We start from the raw sequence: 21,450 nt of genomic DNA, 5'->3' as shown, positions 1-21,450 counted from the left end.
ATAGACCGGTCATCTTTAACGGCCATGTGAGATACCATTCTCTCCCTGGTCCCAAAGCCTTTAGGGAATCGGCCCTGAACCTTCATCGGGAACACTCAACAAATAGACCGGTCATCTCGAAAATGAAAGACCCTTCCCGAAAAAACTTTCCTTCTTCGAAAAAAGACGGGAAACCGGGATGACTCAGACTGTCACAAGATGACGGGTCGCCTCGAAAGCCTCCTCGAACGGAGCCTGCTGGTGCGTGACCTTGACCAGCAGAGTGGCTCCGAGCCACGTCTGATACACGGCAGACGCCAGATACCGGGCGGGCAGCGCCTTCGTGATGGAGCCATCCTTCTGCCCCTCCTCGACGATACGGGCCAGACAGTCCACGATCCGGGTCGTGCCTTCGGCAAGGATCAGCCGCATCCTCTCCGAAAGATCGGACACCTCCGCCGCCAGCTTGACGACAAGACATTTCTCATTGAGGCAGCCATCCTGCTGGGCATCCACCCAGCACTGGCAATACAGAGACAGTTTCTCAAACCCGGTCCTGCCCGTCTGCGCAATGAGAGCTTCCAGCTTGACCAGATACTGCTCGTTGTAAAGCTCCAGAAGGGCAGCCCCGAAATGCTCTTTCGACTCGAAATAATGATAGAACGAGCCTTTGGGGATACCAGCTGCCTCCAGAATCTGGCTCAGCCCCACGGCAGAAAACCCCCGCAGCCCAATGAGAGGGCGGGCAGATTCCAGAATACGCCGACGGGCCTGCTCATGCTTTTCTGCAACTGTCATGCTGTAACCCTATCAGGAAAGACCTGTTCTGTCCACAAAGAATAGACCGGTCATTCTATTTTTGGTGCCCTCCAGATCAGATGGACGCTCCCCCGGAAGGCAGGTTATCCTGACCACCCTATCAAGGACCAGACGACGCCCCGGCACCACATCATGCTCCCTCTTTCCTCCTCCCTGATGCCTCCCGGCCCCCCGTGGCACTACTGGCGGGCAGGCCATCCTGACGTGAAAGAAATGAGCATGGCCCGAGGCACCACGCTCGCCTTGCCACTGCATTTCCATCAGGAAGACCAGCTGGCCTTCATCCTCTCCGGCTGTCGCCATTTTCTCATCGCTGGCCAGCCCGTCCACCTCACGGCGGGGCAGGCCCTGCTCATTCCTGCGGGTACGCCCCACGTTTCGCAGGATGCCGATCCAGCCCGTGCCGGGCAGACACTCTGCCTGAACCTCTATCTCACGCCCGGTCTCCCTCTGGACCAGGCAGACTGCGCCGCCCTCATCCAGCACTGCCTTGGTGACCGTCCATCCCATGTCCATCTGGCCGCCCCACCGCGCCTTCCCCTGCCCATGCAGGACATGTCGCTCACGACGTCCATCCAGAGTCTTGCCCAACAGGCCAACATGAGCCGGGAGGCCTATTCCCGCCGTTTCCAGCGTCATTACGGCTTATCACCACAGACATTCCGCCTGCTCCAGCAGCTCAACCATGTGAAAACGCAGCTGCGGGCCGGTGTCAGCAGCCTTCAAGCCGCCATGGAGGCAGGCTTTGCCGACCAGAGCCACATGGGCCGCCTCTTCCGCCGGACATTCGGCACGACACCGGGCCGGTACCGGGCAGGCCCCCTGCCCCGCTGAAACCACGGCCTGTCACATTCCTTCTATACGGCGCAGCCTTTTTCCCGCCATCATGACCGGGACCGTACACGGAAAGGACAGACCATGACATTTTCCTTCACGGGGCTGAGTGCCTTCCCCATCACCCCCATGCACCAGGACGCACCCAATGAGGCCCGCTTCGCCGCACTGATCGCCCGGCTGGTCGAGGCAAAAGTCGATTCCATCGGTGCCCTCGGTTCCACCGGCAGCTATGCCTTCCTGACCCGGAACGAACGGGAAAAGATCGCCCGACTGGCTGTCAGCCACGCTGGCACGACGCCGGTTCTTGTCAGCATCGGGGCCATCAACCTGCGGGACACGCTGCTGCTGGCCGAAGATGCCCAGAAAGCCGGTGTCAAAGCCCTGCTGCTGCCCCCGATGAGTTACTTCCCCCTGCGGGACGAAGAGGTCTTCACCCTGTATGAAACGGTGAGCCGCCATGTGTCCGTGCCGCTGGTCGTCTATGACACCCCCGGCACGACACAGTTCCATTTCTCCGATACCCTGATGCAGCGCATCTGCCAGCTGCCGCAGGTCCGTTCCATCAAGCTCCCCAGCGGCTCCCCCACGGCAGAAGAGGCTACCGCCCGGATGAAACGCCTGCTGCCTGCCCTGCCTGACAGCACCTCCCCCGGCATCAGCGGTGATCCGACCGCCGCCGGTGCCCTGATGCAGGGCGCCCGCATCTGGTACTCCGAATGGGGTGGCCTGTTCCCCCGTCTGGCCCGCCGGCTGACGGATGCGGCCCTGACTGGCCAGAGAGAGGATGTAGCCCGCATCGAGGCCATCTTCGCCCCCTTCTGGGAGATGAGTGCCCGTTATGGTGGCTCCCTGCGTGTGATCGCCTCTGCGGCGACGATCATGGGGCTGGCTGGACCCAGTGCGCTCCCCCGTCCGCTCCAGGGCGTGTCCCCGCAGGATGCGAAAAAACTTGCCACGCTGATCGACACCCACCAGCCGGGCTGATCCAGCAGGATGGGCCTCTGATCCCTGGGTCAAGGCCCATCATTTCCGGGACAGCAGGGCTTGGAGATGAGGCAAACTATGGTAGCGTCTGACACGATGTGTCCCATATTTCTTCTTCCGTGATGTTTACCATGCGTTTTTCTGCCTCAAGCCCTTCACCGCTCCGATGGAGCACCAAAATCCATTTTTGCCGATACAGACTCTGCACCGGGCTCATGAGTCTGATACTGGGTATTTCAGCCCCCACCCTGGCACAGGCTGCCTCTGCTGACTGCGTTCCCCTGAAAGCCCTCCAGCCCCCACAGGCCAATACAACCGCACCACACAAACCTTTCTTCATCGACACATCCGGCCTGAGTGGCTCTGGCGCCATGCCGATACATGATCCACATGATCCACTTTATCCTGAAGCCATTGACCTGCCCGACAACGCCCTGCCGCCTGTGGATAAAACAGGCAACTACATTCTTGGCACCTCCCACACACTCCCTGCACAGTGGCAGAACATACAGCTCCCGGAGGGGCGGATCATCAGCTTCACGCTGGCCTCATCCCCGACCAGTGGCTACAATCCCGGCACTGTACGGGATGACCCGGTCCCCTGCACCACCAGCACAGGGGAAGCAGGCATGGTGCATGTCTCCACAAGCGTGCCGGGCGATCCATCCAATCTGACCGTTCCCGGAGCTCACCCGGCCCCTTGGACCCGCACGGTGGATGTCTATATCCCCCCCAACACGCCGACCGACCGCCCCCTTCCCTTTCTCATCTTTGGTGATGGCAGCAATAATGGCCTCTATCCGGGACGGGATCTTTTCGCCATGGTGGACGGGCTGCTGAAAGAAAAACGTATCCCTCCCATGATTGTCATTGGCGTTGGAGCCGGGGGTGGCGACGCCCAGGGCAGTGAACGGGGACGGGAATATGACACCATGTCCGGCGCTTATGCCGACTGGGTAGAGGCGCATGTCCTCCCTCTTGTGGAGAAGAAGGCCAGCCTCACTCTCTCCCGCAACCCGGAGGAACGGGCCACCATGGGGTTCAGCTCCAGTGGGGCAGCGGCCTTTGCCATGGCCTGGTTCCGGCCCAACCTCTATCACCGGGTGCTGGCCTACTCTCCTTCGCTGGTCAACCAGCAATGGCCGCACGACCCCGCCCTGCCCGGCGGGGGATGGCAGCTTCACTCCCCATGGGCCGGAACACCGGAAGCCGTACCACCCCATCCCGGTGCGGCGCTCATCCCGGCGGCACCACTGGCCCCGCTGCACATCTGGTACGAAGTAGGCGACCAGGACCTGTTCTACCCCGTTCCGTCCATGCCTGATGGCATGCATGACTGGGTGCTGGCTGGGGAAAACATGGCCCGCATGCTGGCCGACAAGGGCTATGATTACCAATTTGTCTTTGCCCGCAATGCCCGGCATGTGGATGGCCCCACCATCGAACAGACCCTTCCCGAAGCTCTGGAATGGCTCTGGCGACCACATATGCCACCAACCATCCCATGACCCACCGGCGAACAGTTCGGTACAGGCCAGTGATGGCGGTCTGGCACCGAGTTTGTCCCCGCGTAGGCGGGGAACAGGGGTAGATGGGCTGACTGGGACCAATAAGTCTCGGTTCATCCCCGCGTAGGCGGGGAACAGGACCCTGCATACCACGCAGCGCACGGGCACGACGGTTCATCCCCGCGTAGGCGGGGAACAGAGGGAAAACACGGTTCATACTCTGCCCCTTCACGGTTCATCCCCGCGTAGGCGGGGAACAGGAAGTCGATCTGGTCCCACTCCAGAGAGGCCGCGGTTCATCCCCGCGTAGGCGGGGAACAGTGCACCACCAACGCAAAAATGAGTTGTTTCGGCGGTTCATCCCCGCGTAGGCGGGGAACAGGTCCTCTGCTAGTTGCCGAGACCGCTTTTGCTCGGTTCATCCCCGCGTAGGCGGGGAACAGGATCTCAGGCTGTCCGCTTCCTCGTGTATCCCCGGTTCATCCCCGCGTAGGCGGGGAACAGCCTCCCCATCATTGAGTTCAGGCCGCCATGAACGGTTCATCCCCGCGTAGGCGGGGAACAGCTGCAGGCCCTCCTGCACCTGCTGACTCAGCGCGGTTCATCCCCGCGTAGGCGGGGAACAGAGCGGGGTGGAGAGATGTGGAGCAGATGAGCACGGTTCATCCCCGCGTAGGCGGGGAACAGATATCCCTCCGGGGTCACTGTCGTGCTATCGCCGGTTCATCCCCGCGTAGGCGGGGAACAGGCCTATTCTGGTGCGTCCACACGCCCATCCGCCGGTTCATCCCCGCGTAGGCGGGGAACAGTATACCAGCTGATGCCGGATACGGCTGCATGGCGGTTCATCCCCGCGTAGGCGGGGAACAGCTAAAGAAGCAGCTCCAGAACATGGATAAGCGCGGTTCATCCCCGCGTAGGCGGGGAACAGTGGCGTGAAGATGAAGGGCTCAATCGTATGAGCGGTTCATCCCCGCGTAGGCGGGGAACAGTAAAGAAGAAGTGCCGCTTAACCTCCTGTTTTCGGTTCATCCCCGCGTAGGCGGGGAACAGTCAACGTTGGGACCGTAATTCACTCTCAAAGACGGTTCATCCCCGCGTAGGCGGGGAACAGGGGTTGATAGAGGCGTGGATTTCCGCCTTTAGCGGTTCATCCCCGCGTAGGCGGGGAACAGGAGAGGCTGGCCAGAGCCTCGGACAGTGCCGCCGGTTCATCCCCGCGTAGGCGGGGAACAGGTCACCAGCGGTCGGCTCATGAAAGGTCAACTCGGTTCATCCCCGCGTAGGCGGGGAACAGCTGCATGATCCTTCTGCTGCCGCTGGGTCGAACGGTTCATCCCCGCGTAGGCGGGGAACAGTGGACAGGCCACCCCGACCGGCTCAACCGTGACGGTTCATCCCCGCGTAGGCGGGGAACAGGCCTGCGCCAGCTTCATCCGTTTTTTTCTGGGCGGTTCATCCCCGCGTAGGCGGGGAACAGACCGTACCGGGCATTGATCTCGCTCCGGAAGTCGGTTCATCCCCGCGTAGGCGGGGAACAGGCCAGCCGCAATGATGGCGGCATTTTTGACGGCGGTTCATCCCCGCGTAGGCGGGGAACAGAATACAAGGTGTCCAGACTGTCCGGGCCGCACCGGTTCATCCCCGCGTAGGCGGGGAACAGTCACCGAGCCAGCCTTCCGCTCGCACACGGGCAGGTTCATCCCCGCGTAGGCGGGGAACAGCACCTAACCACCATTTAACCACCAATAACCACCGGTTCATCCCCGCGTAGGCGGGGAACAGACAGCAATACGAAGCACTGAAGCAGAGCCTGTCGGTTCATCCCCGCGTAGGCGGGGAACAGTCAAAGAGATCATCAGGAATGCAGACGATCATCGGTTCATCCCCGCGTAGGCGGGGAACAGCATACGACTGGAAACACCGAGCCGCCGGGCAGCGGTTCATCCCCGCGTAGGCGGGGAACAGATTTAGAGCTAATTTTTTCATCATTCGCAACACGGTTCATCCCCGCGTAGGCGGGGAACAGGGGTTGAAGCGACGGTAAAAGCATTGCAGATTCGGTTCATCCCCGCGTAGGCGGGGAACAGTCAATGCCGGGGCAAAGACCTCAATCCGACTGCGGTTCATCCCCGCGTAGGCGGGGAACAGTTGGCCGGACCACGGGAACAGCTGGAGGGAGACGGTTCATCCCCGCGTAGGCGGGGAACAGCGCCCCGTCACCCGGAAATCCCACCATCCTGCCGGTTCATCCCCGCGTAGGCGGGGAACAGACTTCCTGTAACCATTTGTATTATAAGTCTTTTTTAATTGTCAAAGAACTTACCGAATTAAATATAATTTTAATGACCTCGCCGAGGCAAGTCCCCTCCGGCCCTTACAGAAGAAAGTTGAGACGCTGAACAGCCAAAAACCACTCCAGCAAATTTTATCCACAAGATTGACAGCAAACATGAAAAAGGGAGGCCGGAGCCTCCCTTTCTCTACACACAATCAATTTTCAACGGATCATCGCCTCATCACACGGGCAGGCTGGCCAGAACACCCTTCTGACGGATCAGCTCCCGATCACGCACAATCTCCTGCTTAATCTCTGGGGTCAGAAGATCACGCCAGCTGTCGAAAGCAGGCAGACCGATGGAAGCCTCAAAATCATCAGAGGCAGCAATGTTCAACTGTTCTGCCGTCAGGAACGGCTCCTGAAGCGCAATTTTCTCGCCTTTTTCATTCCTGCCCCGCAGCAGCTCCAGCAGGAGGGCCATGCAGTACACGATACGGGTCCGCTCCCGGCCACCCTCCAGCACGGCACGCACTGTTTCCGTCCAGAACACCTGCGCCTTGGATGTTGCATCCGAGGCAATACGGGCTACCTGGTCTGCCATGGCAGCGTTGGAGAAGCGGGTCAGAAGTGTCGCCTTATATTTATGCAGGTCCACACCCGGCGGAGCCTTCAGTGTGGGGATCACATCCTTTTCCAGAACAGAATCCACAAACTTATGCACACGTGGTTCACCCAGAACCTGGTCCACAAGTTCCAGATTCAGCAACATGCCCGCAGCACTGAGAATGAGATGGCTGGAATTGAGCATACGGATCTTGGCATGTTCATAGGCACTGACCTGATCGGTAAACTCCACCCCGACCTTATCAAAGGCGGGACGACCTGCCGCAAATTTATCCTCAATCACCCACTGGATGAAATCCTCGGACAGAAGCGGCTGGAGATCGTCCAATCCGCTGCGCTCATTCAGCTTGGCTTTACCCTCATCAGAGACAGACGGCGTGATGCGGTCCACCATCGCATTGGGGAAGGTCACGTTCTGATCGATCCACTCGGCAAGGTCCGCATCCACAGCCCGGGCATACCCGACAAACGCCTTGCGGGACACATCGCCATTATGCCGCAGATTGTCGCAGGACATGACAGTCAGACCACCATGACCCGCCTCACGGCGGCGGCGCAGCCCTTCCACCACAAAACCGAAGATGGTGCTGGGCTTTTTCGGGTTGGCAAGGTCCTCCTGCACGGCAGGCAGAGACGTACGGAACTCCCCTGTTGTCTCGTCAATATTGTAGCCGCCTTCCGTGATGGTCATGGAGACGATCTTCGTGGCCTTGTCCGCCAGAAGGGCGAGAACCGTCTCCGGCTCATCAGGCGCCTGGAGATAATCCCTCAAACATCCCATGACACGGATCTCCGCCTTGCCATCAGCGGCAATCTCCGTCAGGGAGTACAGCCCCTCCTGTGCCCGAAACTCTTCGGCCTTCCTGTCGGAGTTCCCACCGGAGCGCAGCCCGACACCTGTGATGCCCCAATGCTGCTGGTCCGGAAGAGCCAGAACACGGTCCACATAATACCCCAGATGGGCTCGGAAGAAATTGCCCACCCCGAAATGCACAATGCCTGACGTCACCTTGCGGACGTCATAAGCAGGACCAGCCACCTTCTGCGGCAGGGATTTCAGGCTGTCATATGTCAGCATAACAGGTCTCCAGCAGGATCATGAACAAAACGGGCGGGAGCGTGGCTCCGGCCTCCAGCAGGCAAGGGTGTCTCAGCCCTTGCGATGCTCTTCCTGTGCAGCGATGATTTTCTTGAGCAGCGGCACGAACTCATCAAGATGGGCAATACGCAGCAGGCCCGGCCAGGACGGGGCAGGCTTGTCAAGGTCACGCAGCAGCACGCAGGCCATACCGGCACGGCGGGCAGCCTCGACCCCGGCATCCGAATCTTCCAGCACCAGGCAATGCGCCGGATCAACCCCTTCCTGCTTCGCCCCGTGCAGGTAGATATCCGGGCGAGGCTTGGGCATGTTCAGGTCACGGCCGGAATGGATGCGCTCTTCCTTCAGAATCTTGTCCAACCCTGTGCTGGAAAATTTGGCCTCCATCTCTGCCTCGGAAGAGTTGGAGCCAACACGGATCGGCAGGCGAATCTCGTTGACGACATCACGCAGCATCTTCGTGGCACCGGGCACTTCCTTCGCCTTCTTCCGCATCATCTCCACAATGCGGTCCTGCATGATCATGTCCCAGTTGTCCGGGAGCTTGTCACCTGTCTTCTCGGCGATCATCTCACCAATCTTGGCCAGCTCACCACCACCGAAGAGCTTGTTGCCTTCTTCATCACTGATGTCCCAGCCATGGCTGCGGGCATCTTCGGACATGAGCGCTGTGGAGAGATGCTCCCCCCCTACCAGCACGCCGTCACAGTCAAAAAGGATCATATCAAGGCGCCCCGTGGGCAGCACCGCAGCAGGGGCCTGATCGGGGATCGGAAAATTCGTGTGCTTGCTCATGAATACTCCTTGTTTGCCTGACCTGATTCGGTCTCCGAAAAATTCGATGTCTGTTCTGTTTCCTCAAGGGTAACAGGCAGGAAAAAGATCGCAACATCTTGAAAAGATATTAATGCCCCTTATAGCCTTGCATACAAAGGTGCATCTCCCTTACACGGCAGCAGGGGGACACCCGCTGCCCCCTCTTCCCCATAGCAAGGTTCTCCCCGATGCTTCACCAACTCTTTCCGAATCTGGCTCTCAACATCTGGATGTTCCTGAAGCTGGTCACCGGCTTCGCCATCATCATTGCTTATCTCAACATCTCTGGCCGCAGCCAGGTCTCCCAGATGAACGCCATCGACCTCGTCGGCAACTTCATCCTCGGCGGACTCGTTGGCGGCGTCCTTTATACGACCAACATATCCTTCCATGAATATGTCATCGCCCTGCTCATCGGGGTTGGTATCCTGCTCACCCTGACACGCTTCTGCAGAAAAATCAACATGTTCAGAAACGTGACCATCGGCAGGCAGATTCCGATCATCAAAGATGGCCGCTTCCTCATGGAGAACATCCGTGACAAGAACAACAAGATCGACATGCTCAACATTGCCTCCCAGCTCAACATCCAGGGTATTTATTCCTTTGATGATGTTTACTTTGCCCAGATCGAGCCGAGCGGCGCCATTACTGCCATCACGGACAAGAAAAAACTCCCTGCACTGATCGTCTATTATGACGGGGTTGTCCGTGCTGATGACCTTGAAGATGTTGGCCTCTCCGAAGAAGCCCTTATGGAAGACATGAAAAAGCGGAACATCGAAAAACTGGAGGACATCTTCCTGGCAGAGATCAAGGATGGCCAGTTCCGTTACGTGCTCATGGATGGTAACGTCATCCCGCACACACGGCATGATGACCGGGATGGTGCACCAAAAAAGGCTCCTCACAGCCCCGGTGCGGCAGCGGCCCTGGCCAACGGCCTGACAAGCCCGCAGAAGGGCGGCTGATCAGAACAGCCAGTCCCAGAAATTTTCCCACCAGCCGCCCTTGAGCCTGTCCCGACAGGCATCATACTGCTGCTGATACTGCCGGGCACGGTGGCCCACCTTGCGGGCCACCGTCACCAGCCAGCCCTTGCTGGCGTAAGTCCGGCGACGGTACCCCGTCCATCCCTCATGATAAGCCAGATACTGCCTCGTGGCGTCCGTGACGGGGATACCATCCACCTTCCGGCTGTTGGTGATATACCAGTTCATGAAATTGAGAGCGTCGGCATAATCTGTCCGGCTGCCACCGGCGCCAGTCTGCCGCTGGTAATCACGCCATATCTCGTTCTTGGCCTGGGCATAGCCGTAAGCCGTACTGATATGCCCCCACGGAATGATCCAGAGTATGTAGGTCCGTCTGGTCCGTGCATTGGCCCGGAAACTTGATTCCTGATTCATGATGGCCATGGGAACGGAAGCAGGAATGTGCCATTTGGCCTCCTGCCGCATGGCTGTGTGATACCAGCTGCGTTTTTCCTGAAAAATGTCGCAGATATTATTGGGATGCTGCGGGGGCGTTGCCGCACACCCAGCCAACAGGCCTCCCGCCGCAACCAGCACGGCACCAGCCTGCACCCGCCACCTTACGGCACGCCTGCTCCCCGTTCCGCCCATGTCCCACCCGTTCCCTGCCTGCTGCCTGCCTGTCCTGCACGACCCGATGGCACCCACCGGACCGTGCCTCATGAAAGGACAGGGTCAGAACGGAATCTCGTCATCCAGCGCCTGATCACCCTGCCCGGAAGAACTGTCCCAGCCAGCACCGCCACCGAAGTTGCCACCCTGCTGACCACGACCACCGGCACCGCCACGGCCCGCCGGAGCGGACCCGCCACCAGCCCAGTTGCTGCCGCCATCACCATAACCACCGTCATAACCATCATCACCATAGCCGCCGCCGTCACCACCGCCACGCTGGCTGTCCAGCAGGACAAGATTGCCACGGAAGCGATCGATCACAACCTCGGTCGTGTATTTCTCCACGCCCTGCTGGTCCGTCCACTTGCGGGTACGCAGCTCGCCTTCGATATAAACCTTGCGACCCTTGCGCAGATAACGTTCCGCCACATCACCGACACGCTCGTTGAAAATGACGACACGGTGCCATTCCGTACGGTCACGCCGCTCTCCTGTATTGCGGTCGTTCCACGTATCGCTGGTAGCGATAGCCAGATTGACGATCTTGCTGCCGGACTGGGTGTTCCGGACCTCCGGGTCACGCCCAAGATTTCCCACCAGAATGACCTTGTTTACGCTACCTGCCATGCGTTTTTTCCACTTCTCTCAAGAACTTTTCATTGCCACGGTTCGATTCTGGCACCGTGTACCCATATTGCCTATATTGCACAGATGGACCGCCCGTGCATCCATACCTGCCACAAAGGCCGTAATGAGGACATAGCGTGACAGACACAGCCCGCCCTGCCAGCACAAGCCACATCATCGTCCGTGGTGCCCGTACGCACAACCTGCGGAACGTCAACGTCACCATCCCCCGGGACAGGCTGACCGTGCTGACGGGCCTTTCCGGCTCCGGCAAGTCCTCCCTCGCCTTCGACACCATCTATGCCGAAGGGCAACGTCGCTATGTGGAGAGCCTCTCCGCCTATGCCCGCCAGTTTCTGGAACTGATGGGCAAGCCGGATGTTGATTCCATCGAGGGCCTCTCCCCGGCCATTTCCATCGAGCAGAAAACAACCTCCCGCAATCCACGCTCGACGGTCGGCACGATCACCGAAATTCACGACTACATGCGCCTGCTCTGGGCACGGGCGGGTGTTCCCTACTCCCCGGCTACCGGCCTGCCCATCGAGGCCCAGAGCATCAGCCAGATGGTGGACCGTGTGATGGCCATGCCCGCCGGCACACGGCTCATGCTGCTGGCCCCGGTCGTGCGGGACCGCAAGGGCGACTGTGCGAAGGAACTGGCCGAGCTGACCCGCCGTGGCTTCGCCCGTGTACGCATTGATGGCACGCTCTACGAGATCGGCGACGCCCCGAAGCTGAACCGCAAGACACGCCACAACGTGGATGTCGTGGTGGACCGTGTGGTGCTGAAGGACGGTGTGGAAACCCGGCTGGCCGACAGTTTTGAAACCGCCCTGGACCTCTCGGACGGCCTGGCCTCTGTCGAGGAAGTCCTCCGCAGCGGGGAAGACCGTGAGCCGCTGAAGGCTTCCTTCTCCTCACGCTATTCCTGCCCGGAATCCGGCTTCATGCTGGAAAGTGTGGAACCCCGCCTCTTCTCCTTCAACGCCCCGATGGGAGCCTGCCCGACCTGTGACGGGCTGGGTACGGAAACGCATTTCGACCCCAACCTCATCATCCCCGATGACAGCCTGACCCTGCGGGAAGGCGCCATTGCCCCGTGGCGGAATGAGCAGGACCCGCTCTTTGACCAGACCCTCGCCGCCCTGGCCCGCCATTGCGAGGAAACGCTGGACACCCCATGGAACAGGCTGAAGGACAGTTCACGCCAGTTCCTCCTGCATGGCGGGCCGGAAGCCGTCGGCATCCCCTATCAGGATGGCAAGGGGAAGACACACACCATCCACCGGCCTTTCGAAGGCATCATCAGCCATCTGCAACGCCGTCTGGCGCAGAGCAGCAGCGTCCATGTCCGGGAGGCCCTGGGCCGGTACCAGTCCGCCATGCCCTGCCCGGCCTGTCACGGTGCCCGCCTGCGGCCGGAAGCCCTCTGCGTGAAGGTCAATGACAGCAACATTGCCGAGGCCTCTGACCTGACCATCAGCGAGGCCCTTGCCTGGTTCAGCACCGTGGAGGCCAGCCTGACACCCCAGCGGGCCGAGATCGCCCGGCGCATCCTCAAGGAAATCACCGAGCGGCTGCATTTCCTCGACCGTGTGGGGCTGGACTATCTCACCCTCTCCCGCAGTTCCGGCACGCTCTCCGGCGGGGAGAGCCAGCGCATCCGGCTGGCTTCGCAGATCGGCTCCGGCCTGACGGGCGTCCTCTACGTGCTGGATGAGCCCTCCATCGGGCTGCACCAGCGGGACAATGCCCGCCTGCTCACCATGCTGGAGCGGCTGAGGAATCTCGGCAATACCGTCCTTGTCGTGGAACATGACGAGGATGCCATCCGGCAGGCGGACTACCTCATCGACATGGGGCCGGGAGCTGGAACACAGGGCGGGCACGTCATCGCCTGCGGCACGCCGGAAGAGGTCGCCCAGAATCCCGACAGTCTGACGGGCGCATGGCTGGCTGGCCGCCGGGGCATCCCCGTCCCCGCCACCCGCCGCAAGAGCAGACGCTGGGTGAGCATCCACGGGGCAAAGGGAAACAACCTCAAGAATGTCAGCGTGAAGTTCCCGCTCGGCACCTTCATCGCCGTGACGGGAGTTTCCGGCAGCGGCAAGTCCACGCTCATCACCGACACCTTCTACAAGGGGCTGGCCCGGCAGATCATGAAGTCCGCTGCCGTCCCCCTCCCTTATGGACGGCTGGAAGGCACCGAGCAGCTCGACAAGATCATCGAGATCGACCAGTCCCCCATCGGGCGGACACCCCGCTCCAACCCCGCCACCTATACGGACCTCTTCGCCCCCATCCGGGACTGGTTCGCCGAACTGCCGGAGGCCAAGGCACGGGGCTACAAGCCGGGACGTTTCTCCTTCAACGTCAAGGGAGGGCGCTGCGAGGCCTGCCAGGGTGACGGCGTGCTGAAGATCGAGATGCACTTCCTGCCGGATGTGTTCGTCACCTGCGATACCTGCAAAGGGGCCCGCTACAACCGGGAAACGCTGGAGATCAAGTTCAAGGGCAAATCCATTGCCGACGTTCTGGCCATGACAGTGGACGAGGCCGTGCCGTTCTTCAGTGCCGTGCCCCGCATTGCGGACCGTCTCTCCATCCTCCAGCAGGTGGGGCTGGGCTATGTAGCCCTCGGCCAGCAGGCCACCACCCTCTCCGGTGGTGAGGCCCAGCGTGTGAAGCTCGCCAAGGAACTTGCCCGCCGTGCCACGGGCCGGACCCTCTACGTGCTGGATGAACCCACCACCGGCCTGCATACCGAAGACGTCCACAAGCTGCTGAATGTCCTTCATGCCCTTGTGGAACAGGGCAATACGGTGCTGGTCATCGAGCACAACCTTGATCTCATCAAGACGGCGGACTGGGTGATCGATATCGGGCCGGAAGGCGGTGCAGGCGGTGGGCAGGTTGTCGCCACCGGCACGCCAGAAGACATTGCCGCCTGCAAGAAAAGCCATACCGGGCAGTTCCTCGCCCCCATGCTGGCCGCCGGGAAAACAGGCCCGGCACCAGCCACGCCGCAGCAGGGTACCGGCAGGGAAGGTGGCAGAAAAAAGAAATCCTGATATAGGATGTCGCCATGACGCCTTTTCTTGCCTGGCTCTTCCTGTTCGGGGCCATCCTGCTGGAGGTTCTGGCAACCAGCCTGCTCAACATCTCCAACGGGTTCCGCAGGCCCCTGCCCACCATCGGCTCGCTCCTGCTCTATGGAGCGGCCTTCTTCTGTCTGGCACAGGCCCTCAAATGCGTCCCTCTTGGCATCGCCTATGCCGTCTGGTGCGGGGTGGGGATCGTCTGCATCGTCCTCATCGGCGTGACCATCTTCCGTCAGCCCCTGTCCCTGACGGCCTATCTGGGCGTGGGGCTGATCATGCTGGGCACGCTGCTGGCCTGTCTCTCCGGTGGAGTCCGGCACTGACCCATGAAGGTTCTCTCCACCCACGGCCTGATGACCTCTGCCCTGTTCCGCTGGACGCCACTGCGCCTCCTCATGTTACTGGTCATGCTGCTGGGATTCGGGGCACAGACCCTTCTCACGGCCACCAGCCTGCCCGATGAAAGCCCCCGGGCCGCCATCCTGCGGCTGACAGGCATCGACATCGCCCCCCGGCCAGAAGCCATCCCTGCCGCCACCATGCCGGGCATGGATCATGCCACCGTGAAGCAGGGTGCGGAGCCACAGGCGCACTGCCATCCCCACAGCCCGACAGCACCATCAGCTCCCCTGCTGATGGACCATCATCTTTCTGGCGGGCACCACCATCACGGGCTGGACTGTCCCCTCTGCCCCCTGCTGGACCATGTCCTGCTCGCACTGACCGTCCTTGCCGTCCTGCTGAGCTGCACCCGGCTGGCCCGCCAGATATGGCAGGCGGTTCCTCCCGCACAGGCACCGCCAGAACCGACCCGCCAGCGGCCACCGAGCCGTGGGCCACCTGTCACCATCCTGAGCCACGCATCCGCCTGACCGGCCCGGCCTGAAGAGGGCTGCGTGTCGGCCTTTCCGCATGTTTTCTTCAGAATGGATGACTCTTGTCTATTTTTCCCCGTTGCACGGGTGGACGTATCGTGCGTCCGGCCCTGACCACCCTGTTTCTGGGAGGTGTGATCCTGCCAGCCGGACAGGCCACCGCCCAGACCCTGCCAGCCTCCGGCTCCTCCCTCCCCGGCCCTGGGGCCACGACCAGCCCCCCGGACAGGCCGCAGATGTCGCCCATCCGGCAGGTCCCCACCTCCCTGAAGCCTGGCCAGGCCCCAGCCTCCTCCAGCAACCGACCGGCTGAAGAGATCAGCGTCACAGCCATCCGACGCCCTTTCACGCAGGCAGCCGACACGGCGGCCCTGTTCCGGGACGTACCGGGTTACAGCAGCTACAGAACGGGCGGCATCGCCAGCCTGCCCGTTCTCAACGGCATGGCGGATGACCGGGTCGCCACATTCGTGGACGGAATGCCCCTGATGGCGGACTGCCCCAACCACATGAATCCTGCCCTCTCGCAGATCAGCCTAGATGAAGTGTCCCACAGCGTGGCCATTGCCGGGATCACGCCTGTCAGCCTCGGCGGAGACAGCACGGGGGGCACCATCTCCGTGGAACGGAAAGACCCGCAGTTCGCCCGGGAAGGCAACATCCTCGTGACAGGCGATGGAAGAGAAGACTGGCGCAGCAATGGCGGCGGCTCCGGTGCCGGTGGTTCCATCACGGTTGCCAATGACATGCTCAGCCTGCGCTACAGCGGCTCCTACACCCATGCCAGCGATTACACCGCCGGAGGGCGTGGCGGACGGGTTCTCTCCAGCAGCTATCTCAGCTTCAATCATGATGTGACGGCGGGCCTGAAACTGAAGAACCATCTCTTCAGCCTGACATTCGGACAGCAGGACACGCCCTACGAGGGTTTCCCCAACCAGTACATGGACGAGACCAACAACCGCTCCACCTTCGTGAACGGGAAATATGTGGGCACCTTCGGCTGGGGGACGCTGGAGGCCCGGGGCTACTGGCAGCGTGTGACCCATGCCATGAACATGCTGGCCGACAAGGGCGGCCACAGCGCCACGACCGGCATGCCCATGAACAGCGATGGCCGGACAGCAGGCTACAGTCTGGTCGCCACCATGCCGCTTGGGCGACGCCATCAGCTCAAGATCGGCAGTGCCTTCAGTCATGATGGCCTCAATGACTGGTGGCCGCCCGTCATGGGCAGCATGATGATGGGGCCGGGCACGTTCCACAGCCTGAACGGTGCCCATCGGGACCATCTTGGCCATTTCATCCAGTGGAATGCCCAATGGACGCCCCGCCTCTCCACCGAACTCGGCATGCGCAGCGACGTCATCATGATGAATACCGGCCCGGTCTCTCCCTATCAGGGCCTCTCCTCCAGGAATGACACGGGAATGGGCAGCATGGGCATGGGAGGAATGTCTGGCATGAACATGATGAGCATGGGCCACATGTCGGATATGGGCATGTCCGGCATGGGTATGTCTGGCATGAACATGGGCAGCACCAATCAGGCGGCCGCACGTGCCTTCAACAGTGCCCGCCGGGGCCGCACGGATGACAATTTCGATGTCACAGCCTTGGTGCGCTACAAGGCCAGTGCCTATCTGAACATTGAGGGCGGCTATGCCCGCAAGACACGCTCCCCCAACCTGTATGAACGCTATGGCTGGAGCCGGGACAGCATGACGGCCCGGATGATCAACTGGTTTGGTGATGGCAACGGCTATGTCGGCAACCTGAACCTGAAACCTGAAGTCGCCAACACCACCAGCGTGACATTCCGCTTCCACGATGCGGATGACCACCAGTGGGAGGCCATGATCCAGCCTTTCTACACCTACACGCACAATTACATGAACGTCGTGCGCATCGGTGCCCTGTCACGGGGTTTCAACCTGCTCCAGTTCGCCAACCACAATGCCCAGAACTACGGCATCAACGCCTCTGGCCGGACGACCCTGTGGGACAATACACACTGGGGCACGGGGGAACTCTCCGCCACTCTGAACTGGGTGCGGGGGCAGGACTTCAAGACCCATTCGGGACTGTACCAGCAGATGCCGCTCAACGGGACCATCCGCCTGCATGAGCATTTCGGCCCGTGGCACGGCATGGCGGAAGTCGTGCTTGTCAAAGCCAAACATACGGTGGACTGGGTCCGCAACGAGCCCCGGACACCCGGCTATGCGCTGTTCAATCTCGGAGCCGGGTATCACTGGTCCCGCTATCTTCAGCTGGATGTGAGCCTCGACAACCTGCTGAACCAGCGTTACGCCCTGCCGCTGGGGGGCCGGGCCGTCAGCACGGCGGGCAGCCCTCCCGGGGCTGTTCTGGGCATGGGCCGGTCCGTCAACCTGACCCTGCGGGAACATTTCTGAACAAGATGGAGGCGTCACCCCGTTTCGGGGGACGCCTTTTCCACGGCAGACCGGGGCTGAAAAGCCGGTCAGCCCTGCGCCTCATCCCCCAGATGGGCCTGTCCCCGTTCTGCCGCCAGCTGCGCCTGACGCTGGCGTTCACGATAACGCTGCCGCTGGGCATCCGTTCTCTGCCCGTAACAATGCGGGCAGCTCACGCCTTCCTCATACTGGGGCGACTCCTTGTCTTCCGCACTGATGGGCGCACGGCAGGCATGGCAGAGGTCATACCTGCCCAGTTTCAGCCCATGCCCGACCGACACACGCTGGTCGAACACGAAACATTCGCCATCCCACAGGCTTTCTTCCTCTGGAATCTCTTCCAGATATTTCAGGATGCCGCCTTTCAGATGGTACACATCCTCCACCCCTTCCTGCCGGGCAAAGGCGGTAGATTTTTCGCACCGTATGCCCCCCGTGCAGAACATGGCGATCTTCGGCGTGCGGCCCTGTGCCTCCACCTCTTTCCGCCAGTTGCGGAACCACTCCGGGAAGGCACGGAATGTCTTCAGGTTCGGGTCCACGGCACCCCGGAAAGTGCCGATGGCCACCTCATAGTCGTTGCGTGTGTCCATCACGACCGTATCAGGGTCAGAGATCAGGGCATTCCAGTCCTTCGGCTCGACATAACGGCCAACGCAGACATGGGGGTCAATGTCCGGCTGCCCCATCGTGACGATCTCTTTCTTCAGCCGCACTTTCATCCGCAGGAAGGGCATCGTCTTCGCCCGGGACTTCTTGTAATCGAACCCGGCACAGCCCGGCAGGCTGTCGATGTAGGCCAGTACGGCATCAATGCCTGCATCAGGCCCGGCGATCGTGCCATTGATGCCCTCACGGGCCAGCAGCAGGCTGCCTTTCACGCCCTCCTTCTGGCACAGCTCCAGAAGGGGCTGGCGCAGGGACTTGTGATCCTCAAACGCCGTGAAATGATAGAGGGCGGCCACGCAGACCGGCAGGGATGTATCTGTCATCAGTCAACCATTCTCGCAAAGAAGGAACCTGACCGCCCTTCTAGCAGGCTGACCAGCAGATGGCACCCTCCGGCAGACAGGAGATGCTGCCGGGCCGCCACTGGAAGGCTCAAAGCTCCCAGTACACCTCATGCCTGTGCTCGTAATGCAGATTTCCCTTCACCATGGCGATCCGTTCTGCATCATCAGGCCAGGGTTCCCCGGCGGCCACAGCCGGTGGCACATAGCCATGATCCCTGCACAGCTTCTTGATGACGGACAGTACATACGATGTGCTGATGTTGCGTGTACATTCAAACGCCTTGTCCGTCCCTTTGTGCCGGGGGCAGAACAGATGATCATCATGCTGGAAGGGCGTCCGGATATCGTGCCAGCAACTGTTGCAGCCATGGTTGCTGAACACCCGGTACGGCGTATGGAACTCGTTGATCGGGTCCGTAAAACCACTGATCATGATGACAGGCGTACCGGTAGCCCAGGCCAGCCATGACAGGCCGGAGGACAGACCGACAAAAAACTCGGCATGTTTCAGCCAGCGGGCCCGTTCTGCCAGCGGGCGCTCCCCTGTTTCATCCTCCACGCCATTGGGTATGTGGTTCCAGGTAATATTGTGCCCGACCACCGGGTCCTTGTCGATACAGATGACCCGATACCCCATCCTCTTCAGATACTGGACCGTATCCAGCCACCCGAATGGATTCTGCCACATCTTGCAGGCACAGGAAGCCTGCACGGCCACCACGACATAAGGCTCCTCGATCGGGCGGGTATCAGCCTTCTCGATGACCACCTTCGGGCGGATCTCTGTTGGATCCACGCCAAGAATCCACCCCGCTGTCCTGTGCAGGCCAACGGCACGGAAGTCCCGCGGCTGCCAGGCCTGTTCCACATCATGAAAGAACAGCCCGATGTAATAGGTGGCGTAGAATTCGTCCTTCACATCCGCAAATTCCTCTTCCTTCAGGAAGCGGACATGCGGATAGGCCGGCCCCATGAGGTCGATGATCACCTCACTGGTCACGATGGTCATTTCACAGTCATGATCACGCCCGAACCGGTCGGCATAAGGGACCCAGCCCAGCGGATCCCCCAGAGTGCCTGTCGGCATGAGGACAGCGACCTTCTTGCCCCGTGCATCATATTCGTGCGTCCAGACAAGCGTTTCACCATCGAACAGTTCGATCAGCACGTTCATGAAATACTTTTTGCGGGAGGAAACATATTCCCCACCAACCTTGCCGTCATACAGGCAGGTATCCGTATCCATGTCCCAGAAACGCAGCCGCCACTGCTCACCCTCCGGCACCTTCACCCGGACGCCGAAGTTGAAATCATACCGAAGGCCGTGGTCACCTCCCTGCGTCGGCTCCATAGCAGGCGCAGGAAAAGGCAGATGGGGCAGCCTCTCGATGCCATCGTCCTTTTCCTTCAACGATCCCGCATCACCTGCCCCGGATGGGACAGATGGCAGCTCCGCAGCGGAAAGAGAGGAGACAACAGACTGTTGTTCCCCCTGCTCCTCCAGGCCAGAACCTGCCGTCTCCTCCGTAAAGGGCAGACGTGATGCCGAGGAAGGGGCCTTGAGAGCGACGATATCCTGAAGAACACGTTCCGTTTTCTTTTCAGTCATTCTGACAGCTCTCCAAAACCCGGAATCCGCTCAATGGCCTTTTTGACCTGCGTAAAGGAAATCCCGCGTGAACACTCAAACATCCTCTCCGTGCCTTTATGATGAGGACAGAAGAAAGGATCCTCCGCTTGCAGGTCGATGTTCACATCATTGGCACAACCATTGCAGACATGCCTGTTGATGACACGGTATGGCGTATAAAACTCGTTATATGGCTCTGTATAACCACTGATCATGACCACCCGGGCTCCGGCTGCCCAGGCCAGCCATGACAGACCGGAGGATGTCCCCACAAAAAACTCGGCATGTTTCAGCCAGCGGGCCCGTTCTGTCAGCGGGCGGGGACCTGTTTCGTCCTGAGCACCATGAGGAATGGTCCGCACCGCCGTGACAGGGCCTGCCACACGGTCTTTGTCAATGCAGACCACCTTGTATCCCTTCTCCTTGAGAAAGCGGATCAGATCATACCAGCCACGGGGATTATTCCAGTATTTGCTCAGACCCGAGGCCTGCGCCCCGATGCAGACATAGGGCTCCTCCATCGGGCGCCCGCCCGGATCCACCACAATACGTGGTTTCCTGTCCTGCGGTGGCAGTCCCAGAATGTAAGCCCCCATATGGGAAAGACCCGTCTGCCGATAATCGTTGGGCTGACAGGTGAATTCCCTGTCCCCGAAGAAAACCAGAACCCTATACCGTGCGTAATATTGCCTGTCGCCCACGTCCTCTTCATCAATGAAGCGGATATGGGGATAAGCATCCTCAAAAAGGGAAATCAGAGCCCCGTTCACAAGAAAGCTTGCCCGGCAGCCATGCTCCTCCACAAAGGCGGCGGCCTGTCCTACCCAGGCAATATGGTCTCCCAGCCCGCCCAGCTGCATCACGATGAGCACTTCACGGTCCTTCAGGTCGCAGACATGGGTAAAGACCTCGCTGCCATCCTTGCAGACGGTGATCTCGAACCGGACATAGTAACGCTTGAGGCTCTGCACCATGCCGGACCCGTTGATCTCCTGAAAGAACAGGACAGTATCCGTATCCACATCACGCAGGCTGACCGTCCAGCGGGCCCCCTCCGGCACCCAGACACGACAGCCATCCATGAAATCATACCGGATGCCCTCGGGGCCAACCTGTGTCAGAACGACCCTGTCATTATCACTCATGGCCACACACTCGCATACATGC

The 21,450-nt window shown here is 60.5% G+C and carries 16 protein-coding genes; 8 read left to right on the top strand and 8 right to left on the bottom strand.

Translation table 11 applies throughout. The features are described from left to right. Positions 1-183: 183 nt before the first annotated feature. Complete coding sequence (locus CPA54_RS07580) at positions 184-777, bottom strand: TetR/AcrR family transcriptional regulator (protein ID WP_086431560.1); 594 nt, start codon at positions 775-777, stop codon at positions 184-186. 153 nt (positions 778-930) lie between these two features. On the opposite strand from CPA54_RS07580, the gene CPA54_RS07575 reads away from it, so the two are divergent. The 3 genes from CPA54_RS07575 to CPA54_RS07565 all read left to right on the top strand — a co-directional run bounded on the left by CPA54_RS07575 (position 931) and on the right by CPA54_RS07565 (position 4,127). After that, on the top strand, positions 931-1,632 hold the full coding sequence (locus CPA54_RS07575; protein WP_249085999.1) for an AraC family transcriptional regulator: 702 nt from the start codon (positions 931-933) through the stop codon (positions 1,630-1,632). Between the two features lie 84 nt (positions 1,633-1,716). Next, positions 1,717-2,619, top strand: coding sequence for a dihydrodipicolinate synthase family protein (locus tag CPA54_RS07570; protein WP_249085997.1), 903 nt, complete (start codon positions 1,717-1,719; stop codon positions 2,617-2,619). A gap of 215 nt (positions 2,620-2,834) precedes the next feature. Continuing rightward, entirely contained in the window at positions 2,835-4,127 is a 1,293-nt protein-coding gene (locus CPA54_RS07565) for an esterase family protein (protein WP_249085995.1), read from the top strand. A 2,519-nt stretch (positions 4,128-6,646) separates the two neighbouring features. Here CPA54_RS07565 and CPA54_RS07560 read toward each other — a convergent pair. Continuing rightward, positions 6,647-8,110 (bottom strand): mannitol dehydrogenase family protein, encoded by a 1,464-nt coding sequence (locus CPA54_RS07560; RefSeq protein ID WP_081562377.1) that lies wholly within the window; start codon positions 8,108-8,110, stop codon positions 6,647-6,649. A 72-nt stretch (positions 8,111-8,182) separates the two neighbouring features. Further along, on the bottom strand, positions 8,183-8,854 hold the full coding sequence (locus tag CPA54_RS07555) for an HAD family phosphatase (protein ID WP_052348991.1): 672 nt from the start codon (positions 8,852-8,854) through the stop codon (positions 8,183-8,185). Positions 8,855-9,135: 281 nt separating this feature from the next. Between CPA54_RS07555 and CPA54_RS07550 the strand changes: the two genes are divergently transcribed. After that, positions 9,136-9,918, top strand: a complete 783-nt coding sequence (locus CPA54_RS07550; RefSeq protein ID WP_081562378.1) for a DUF421 domain-containing protein — start codon at positions 9,136-9,138, stop codon at positions 9,916-9,918. Here the strand turns inward: CPA54_RS07550 and CPA54_RS07545 are convergent, their stop codons facing one another. Together CPA54_RS07545 and ssb are read right to left on the bottom strand one after the other, a co-directional pair. Beyond that, a complete protein-coding gene (locus CPA54_RS07545; protein WP_219811875.1) occupies positions 9,919-10,572 on the bottom strand; it encodes a hypothetical protein in 654 nt (217 codons plus the stop codon). Positions 10,573-10,656: 84 nt separating this feature from the next. Further along, the gene (ssb, locus tag CPA54_RS07540) at positions 10,657-11,223 is read right to left on the bottom strand and encodes a single-stranded DNA-binding protein (RefSeq protein WP_043558983.1); all 567 of its coding nucleotides are present in this window, start codon (positions 11,221-11,223) and stop codon (positions 10,657-10,659) included. Positions 11,224-11,360: 137 nt separating this feature from the next. On the opposite strand from ssb, the gene uvrA reads away from it, so the two are divergent. The 4 genes from uvrA to CPA54_RS07520 all read left to right on the top strand — a co-directional run bounded on the left by uvrA (position 11,361) and on the right by CPA54_RS07520 (position 17,619). Continuing rightward, positions 11,361-14,297, top strand: a complete 2,937-nt coding sequence (uvrA, locus tag CPA54_RS07535; RefSeq protein WP_249085993.1) for an excinuclease ABC subunit UvrA — start codon at positions 11,361-11,363, stop codon at positions 14,295-14,297. Positions 14,298-14,311: 14 nt separating this feature from the next. After that, entirely contained in the window at positions 14,312-14,650 is a 339-nt protein-coding gene (locus tag CPA54_RS07530; protein WP_043558985.1) for a multidrug efflux SMR transporter, read from the top strand. Positions 14,651-14,653: 3 nt separating this feature from the next. Beyond that, entirely contained in the window at positions 14,654-15,199 is a 546-nt protein-coding gene (locus tag CPA54_RS07525) for a hypothetical protein (protein ID WP_249085992.1), read from the top strand. A gap of 239 nt (positions 15,200-15,438) precedes the next feature. Then, positions 15,439-17,619: a TonB-dependent receptor gene (locus tag CPA54_RS07520; protein ID WP_408902151.1), complete on the top strand. Its 2,181-nt coding sequence runs from the start codon at positions 15,439-15,441 to the stop codon at positions 17,617-17,619. Positions 17,620-17,687: 68 nt separating this feature from the next. Here CPA54_RS07520 and CPA54_RS07515 read toward each other — a convergent pair whose 3' ends face one another. From CPA54_RS07515 to CPA54_RS07505, 3 genes are all read right to left on the bottom strand, one after another. Beyond that, complete coding sequence (locus tag CPA54_RS07515; RefSeq protein ID WP_043558988.1) at positions 17,688-18,632, bottom strand: rhodanese-related sulfurtransferase; 945 nt, start codon at positions 18,630-18,632, stop codon at positions 17,688-17,690. A gap of 109 nt (positions 18,633-18,741) precedes the next feature. Next, entirely contained in the window at positions 18,742-20,262 is a 1,521-nt protein-coding gene (locus CPA54_RS07510) for an autotransporter strand-loop-strand O-heptosyltransferase (RefSeq protein WP_248630756.1), read from the bottom strand. After that, positions 20,259-21,428, bottom strand: a complete 1,170-nt coding sequence (locus CPA54_RS07505; RefSeq protein ID WP_043558991.1) for an autotransporter strand-loop-strand O-heptosyltransferase — start codon at positions 21,426-21,428, stop codon at positions 20,259-20,261. Before CPA54_RS07505 ends, CPA54_RS07510 begins: the two co-directional genes overlap by 4 nt. Between the last annotated feature and the right edge of the window lie 22 nt (positions 21,429-21,450).

The sequence above is a fragment of the Parasaccharibacter sp. TMW2.1890 genome (assembly GCF_023337645.1).
Lineage (GTDB): Bacteria > Pseudomonadota > Alphaproteobacteria > Acetobacterales > Acetobacteraceae > Bombella > Bombella apis.
This window is presented reverse-complemented; position numbering and strand designations above follow the sequence as displayed.

Bases quoted from the DNA above. Each gene is read 5' to 3' on its own strand.
- CPA54_RS07580 (WP_086431560.1), bottom strand. From the start codon at position 777: ATGACAGTTGCAGAAAAGCATGAGCAGGCCCGTCGGCGTATTCTGGAA.
- CPA54_RS07575 (WP_249085999.1), top strand. From the start codon at position 931: ATGCTCCCTCTTTCCTCCTCCCTGATGCCTCCCGGCCCCCCGTGGCAC.
- CPA54_RS07570 (WP_249085997.1), top strand. From the start codon at position 1,717: ATGACATTTTCCTTCACGGGGCTGAGTGCCTTCCCCATCACCCCCATG.
- CPA54_RS07565 (WP_249085995.1), top strand. From the start codon at position 2,835: ATGAGTCTGATACTGGGTATTTCAGCCCCCACCCTGGCACAGGCTGCC.
- CPA54_RS07560 (WP_081562377.1), bottom strand. From the start codon at position 8,110: ATGCTGACATATGACAGCCTGAAATCCCTGCCGCAGAAGGTGGCTGGT.
- CPA54_RS07555 (WP_052348991.1), bottom strand. From the start codon at position 8,854: ATGATCCTTTTTGACTGTGACGGCGTGCTGGTAGGGGGGGAGCATCTC.
- CPA54_RS07550 (WP_081562378.1), top strand. From the start codon at position 9,136: ATGCTTCACCAACTCTTTCCGAATCTGGCTCTCAACATCTGGATGTTC.
- CPA54_RS07545 (WP_219811875.1), bottom strand. From the start codon at position 10,572: ATGGGCGGAACGGGGAGCAGGCGTGCCGTAAGGTGGCGGGTGCAGGCT.
- ssb (WP_043558983.1), bottom strand. From the start codon at position 11,223: ATGGCAGGTAGCGTAAACAAGGTCATTCTGGTGGGAAATCTTGGGCGT.
- CPA54_RS07530 (WP_043558985.1), top strand. From the start codon at position 14,312: ATGACGCCTTTTCTTGCCTGGCTCTTCCTGTTCGGGGCCATCCTGCTG.
- CPA54_RS07525 (WP_249085992.1), top strand. From the start codon at position 14,654: ATGAAGGTTCTCTCCACCCACGGCCTGATGACCTCTGCCCTGTTCCGC.
- CPA54_RS07520 (WP_408902151.1), top strand. From the start codon at position 15,439: ATGTCGCCCATCCGGCAGGTCCCCACCTCCCTGAAGCCTGGCCAGGCC.
- CPA54_RS07515 (WP_043558988.1), bottom strand. From the start codon at position 18,632: ATGACAGATACATCCCTGCCGGTCTGCGTGGCCGCCCTCTATCATTTC.
- CPA54_RS07510 (WP_248630756.1), bottom strand. From the start codon at position 20,262: ATGACTGAAAAGAAAACGGAACGTGTTCTTCAGGATATCGTCGCTCTC.
- CPA54_RS07505 (WP_043558991.1), bottom strand. From the start codon at position 21,428: ATGAGTGATAATGACAGGGTCGTTCTGACACAGGTTGGCCCCGAGGGC.